General features: G+C 70.6%; 5 protein-coding genes. 2 read left to right on the top strand and 3 right to left on the bottom strand.

Annotated features, from left to right (window positions below):
* Positions 1-603 (bottom strand): NAD(P)H-hydrate dehydratase (locus ACILQS_RS15600; protein WP_395641044.1); only part of this gene is annotated, 603 nt, incomplete at its 3' end.
* A gap of 23 nt (positions 604-626) precedes the next feature.
* On the opposite strand from ACILQS_RS15600, the gene ACILQS_RS15595 reads away from it, so the two are divergent.
* Positions 627-1,271: an HAD family hydrolase gene (locus ACILQS_RS15595; RefSeq protein WP_395641043.1), complete on the top strand. Its 645-nt coding sequence runs from the start codon at positions 627-629 to the stop codon at positions 1,269-1,271.
* Positions 1,268-2,347, top strand: a complete 1,080-nt coding sequence (locus ACILQS_RS15590; protein ID WP_395641042.1) for an NADH:flavin oxidoreductase/NADH oxidase — start codon at positions 1,268-1,270, stop codon at positions 2,345-2,347. Before ACILQS_RS15595 ends, ACILQS_RS15590 begins: the two co-directional genes overlap by 4 nt.
* Before the next feature lie 3 nt (positions 2,348-2,350).
* On the opposite strand, the gene ACILQS_RS15585 is transcribed toward ACILQS_RS15590, so the two are convergent.
* Together ACILQS_RS15585 and ACILQS_RS15580 are read right to left on the bottom strand one after the other, a co-directional pair.
* The gene (locus ACILQS_RS15585; RefSeq protein ID WP_395641041.1) at positions 2,351-3,427 is read right to left on the bottom strand and encodes a hemolysin family protein; all 1,077 of its coding nucleotides are present in this window, start codon (positions 3,425-3,427) and stop codon (positions 2,351-2,353) included.
* Positions 3,424-4,761 (bottom strand): hemolysin family protein, encoded by a 1,338-nt coding sequence (locus tag ACILQS_RS15580; protein ID WP_395641040.1) that lies wholly within the window; start codon positions 4,759-4,761, stop codon positions 3,424-3,426. Before ACILQS_RS15580 ends, ACILQS_RS15585 begins: the two co-directional genes overlap by 4 nt.
* Positions 4,762-4,879: the final 118 nt, after the last annotated feature.

The raw sequence follows: 4,879 nt of genomic DNA, 5'->3' as shown, positions 1-4,879 counted from the left end.
GGCGGTCGCCAACCACGGGGTCGCGTTCCGCACCCGCAGGAGGTCGGCGCGCGGGCTCGCGACCAGGGTCTCGGCTCCCTTCAGCAGCACGGTCGCCCCGGTGATCTCGACCGCGCGCCGCACCGCCTCCTCCCGGTCGGCGAGCACCTCGTCGCGCGAGATCTCCAGCAATCCGGCGAGTTCGCCCGCGTGCGGGGTGAGCACGACCGGGCCGCCGAACTCCGCCCACCGGGGGATCGCCCCGGCGTCGAGCACGGTCGGGATCGGAGTCGCGAGAACGGGTTCGAGCAGCATCCGGGTGAGCTCGTCCGCCTTCCGGGCGGTGTCCCAGCCCGATCCGAGCACCCACGCCTGCACGCGCCCTTCGACCGTGACCGCCTCGGGACGACGCTGGAGCACGAGGCGCGTCGCCCGCCCCGGGCCGAGGTAGCGCACCATCCCGACCCCCGTGCGGAGTGCCGCCTCGACCCCGAGAACGGCCGCTCCGGGATACCGCGCGGAGCCGGTGACGAACCCGACGACGCCGCGCGAATACTTGTCGTCGTCGTCGGTCGGCACCGCGATCGCGGTCGCTGCGTCATCGCGTGCGAAGAGTCCACCCATGGTCCTCACGATAGGTTGGCGCGGTGTACGGCAGCGAACGAGAACTGAACATCCCAGGTCGCGTGGTCGTCTTCGACTACGGCGAGGTGCTGTCGATGTCCCCGTCCGAGCACGACCAGGCGGCCCTCCTCGGCGTCGCCGAAGCGACGGCCGAGACCTTCTGGCCGGCGTACTGGAGACACCGCAACGACCTCGACCACGGCACCGTGACGATCCCCGACTACTGGGCGCGCATCGCCGCCGACCTGGGGTTCACGTTCGGCCCGGCCCAGGTGCAGCGGCTCTGGGCCGCCGACTTCCGCTCCTGGATCAGCGTCGAGCCCGGATCGATCGACATCCTCGCCGACCTCTTCGCCGGGGGCACCCGGATGGCGCTGCTGTCGAACGCCGGATTCGACTTCGGCGACGCGTTCCGCCGTGCGCCCTTCGCGCAGTACTTCGAGCAGGTCTTCGTCAGCGCGGAACTGGGACTGATCAAGCCCGACCCCGAGATCTACCGGCACGTCGCGCGGGAACTGGGAATCGAACCGACCCAGATGGTGTTCGTGGACAACAAGAAGGTCAACGTCGACGGTGCCGAGTCGATCGGCGCCACCGGCCACCACTTCACGAGCGTGGCCGGGCTGCGGACCTTCCTCGAGACGCTCTCGGAAGGATCGCCCGCGTGACCACCCTCTTCGACCCGATCGACCTCCGCGGCCTGCGCGTGCGCAACCGGATCTGGGTGTCGCCGATGTGCCAGTACACGGTGGACGCCCGCGACGGCGTGCCGACCGACTGGCACCTCGTGCACCTCGGATCGTTCGCGCGCGGTGGCGCGGGGCTCGTGCTCGCCGAGGCGACCGGCGTGACGCCGGAGGGCCGCATCTCCCCGCACGACACCGGCATCTGGAACGACGCCCAGGTCGCCGCCTGGCGCCGGGTCACCGACTTCGGGCACTCCCAGGGAGCGCTGATGGGTCTCCAACTCGCGCACGCCGGGCGCAAGGCCTCGGTCTACCCCGAGTGGGGCTTCGGCGACCACCGGGGCACGATGCCGTCAGCCGAGGGCGGCTGGCAGACGGTGTCGGCGTCCGACCTCGCGTTCGGCGAGTACGACGCGCCGCGCGCCCTCACCGCCGAGGAGCTGCCGGATGTCGTGGCCGCGTTCGTCGCGGGCGCCCGGCGCGCGCTCGAGGCGGGCTTCGACGTCGTCGAGGTGCACGCGGCGCACGGCTACCTGCTGCACCAGTTCCTCTCGCCGCTGTCGAACGTGCGCACCGACGCCTACGGCGGGTCGCTCGAGAACCGCGCGCGACTGCTGCTGGAGATCGTGCGGGGCGTCCGCGCCGAGGTCGGCGACGCCGTTCCGGTGCTCGTGCGCTTCTCGGCGACCGACTACGTCGAGGGCGGCTGGGACGAGGAGCAGACCGCGACCGTGGCCTCCTGGGCTCGGGATTCGGGCGCCGACTTGTTCGACATCTCCAGCGGCGGGCTCGTCACCGGGGTGCACATCCCGTCGGGCCCCGGCTACCAGGTGCCGCTCGCCGAGAGCGTCGCGGCGGCGTCGGGCGTGCGGGTGTCGGCGGTCGGGCGCATCACGGAGCCCCGCCAGGCCGCCGACCTCGTCGCCTCCGGTCAGGTGGATGCCGTCATGCTCGGCCGCGAGATGCTGCGCGACCCGCACTTCGCGTTGCGCGCCGCGACCGAGCTCGGCGTCGATCTCGACTACTGGCCCCCGCAGTACCTGCGCGCGCGCTCCTGAGCGTCAGCGACGTCGCGTCGCGTCCTGCACCTCGCCGACGAGCGTCTCGATGATGTCCTCGAGGAACAGCACGCCGCGCGTCGCGCCGTGCTCGTCGAACGCGCGCGCGACGTGCGCGCCCGAGCGACGCATGAGGGCGAGGGCGTCCTCGAGCTCGGATCCGGCGAAGACGGAGATGAGCTGCCGGATGCGCTTCGGAGGCACCGGTTCCTCGAACTCGTCGGACCTCAGGTCGATGACATCCTTGAGATGCACATAGCCGGTCGGCTCACCCTCGTCGTTCACGAGCACGTACCGGCTGAAGCCGTGTTGCGCGACGGCGCGCTCGACGTCGGCGGGCGTCGCGTCCTCGGGCAGGGTGACGAGCTCGCTCGACGGGAGAGCGACATCCGACACCCGCTTCTCGGTGAACTCGAACGCGTTCGACAGCGTTCCGGAGGTGTCGCTCAGCACGCCCTCCCGCGTCGAGGTCGCGATGATCGTCTGCACCTCCTCGGCGGTGAAGGCACTCGTCGCCTCGTTCTTCGGTTCGACCCGGAACAGGCGCAGGACGCCGTTGGCGATCCCGTTGAGCGCCCAGATGACGGGCTTGAGCACCGTGGCAACGGCGACGAGCGGAGTCGCGAGGATCAGCACCGAGCGATCCGGCACCGAGAACGAGATGTTCTTGGGCACCATCTCGCCGAGCACCACGTGCAGGAACGACACGATGATCAGCGCGATGGCGAAGGCGATCGCGCTGACGACCTCCGCGGGCAGCGGCGTCAACTGCAGCGGGATCTCCAGCAGGTGGTGGATCGCCGGTTCCGAGACGTTGAGGATGAGGAGCGAGCACACCGTGATGCCGAGCTGACTCGTCGCCAGCATGAGGGTCGCGTGCTCCATCGCCCAGAGGGCCGTCTTCGCGGCGCGCGAGCCCGCTTCCGCGCGGGGCTCGATCTGCGAGCGGCGGGCCGAGATGACGGCGAACTCGGCGCCGACGAAGAACGCGTTGACGACCAGCAGGATCGCCAGCCAGGCGATCCCCCACCAGTCGACTCCCGCGATCCCCTCTTCGGCGAACACGGCGAACGGGGTCACTTGGCACCCTCCGTCACGACGGTGAGCTCGCCGGTGTCCAGCGGGCTCGGGGTGTAGCGGACGCGGTCGATGCGACGTCCGTCCATCCGCTCGACCCGGAAGATCCCGGCCTCGACCTCGATCGTGTCGCCGACCTCGGCGATGCGGCCGAGTTCCGCCATCATCCAGCCGGCGACGGTCTCGTACGGTCCGTCCTCCGGCACGACGACGTTGGCGCGTTCCGCGAGTTCGTCGGGGCGCAGCGCCCCCGGGAAGGTCAGCCAGTCGCGGCTGCGCACGACGTCGGCGCGCGTGCGGTCGTGCTCGTCGGAGACCTCGCCGACGAGCTCCTCGACCAGATCTTCGAGGGTCGCGACGCCGGCGGTGCCGCCGTACTCGTCGACGACGACGGCCATCTGGAATCCGCGGCCGCGGAGTTCGCCCAGCAGGGTGTCGAGTTTCATCGTCTCGGGGACGCGCAGAGCCTCCGACTGCAGCGCCGTGACCGGCACGTCGGCACGGCGTTCGCGCGGAACCGCGACGGCCTGCTTGAGATGCACCAGTCCGATCACGTCGTCGATGTCGTCGTCGAACACCGGGAACCTCGAGTACCCGGTCGTGCGGGCGAGGTCGACGACCGCCTGCGCGGTCGCCGTGCGCTCGACGCCGGCGATCTTCGGCCGGGGCGTCATGACGTCGGATGCCGTGTGGTCCGAGAACACGAGAGTGCGGGCGAGCAGCGTCGCCGTGTCCTGATCGAGCGATCCCTCGCTCGCCGAGCGACGCACGAGACTGAGCAGCTCCTCGCCGGAGCGGGCGGCCGAGATCTCCTCACGCGGCTCGATGCCGATCGCCCGGAGGATCCCGTTGGCGGTGCCGTTGAGCACCCCGATCGCCGGCCGGAACACCGCGGTGAACACGGTCTGGAACGGGATGACGAGTTTCGCGGTCGCGCGCGGCAGGGCGAGCGCGAAGTTCTTCGGGACGAGCTCGCCGATGATCATCGAGAGCAGGGTCGCGATCGTGACGGCGACGATCGTCGCGACCACGGGCACGACCCCCTCGGGGAGGCCGACCGCGGTGAGCGGCGGGGCCAGGAACCGGCTGAACGCCGGCTCGAGGGTGTACCCGGTGAGCAGCGTCGTGAGCGTGATGCCGAGTTGGGCGCTCGAGAGGTGCGTCGAGGTGATCTTGAGCGCCGCGATCGTCATCCCGAGTCGGGTCTCACCGCGCTGCTGCCGAGCCTCGAGCTCGGCGCGGTCGAGGTTGACGAGCGCGAACTCGCTCGCCACGAACAGGCCGGTGCCGATGGTCAGCAGGATGCCGGTGAGGAGCAGCAGGACGTCGGCGCTCATCGGATCGCGCCGATCATCGGCGAGTGTCTATGGGCAGACGGAGGGTCGTCCATCAGGGCGGCTACTTCTCCTTCGCGGCCGCTTTGGCCGCTTTCTTGAACTCCCGCACTGTCGGGAG

Source organism: Pseudolysinimonas sp. (assembly GCF_044239695.1).
Classification (GTDB): Bacteria; Actinomycetota; Actinomycetes; order Actinomycetales; family Microbacteriaceae; genus Pseudolysinimonas_A.
This window is presented reverse-complemented; position numbering and strand designations above follow the sequence as displayed.

What these genes read in the sequence shown, in the direction of transcription:
- ACILQS_RS15580 (WP_395641040.1), bottom strand. Translation starts at nt 4,761, where the DNA reads ATGAGCGCCGACGTCCTGCTGCTCCTCACCGGCATCCTGCTGACCATC.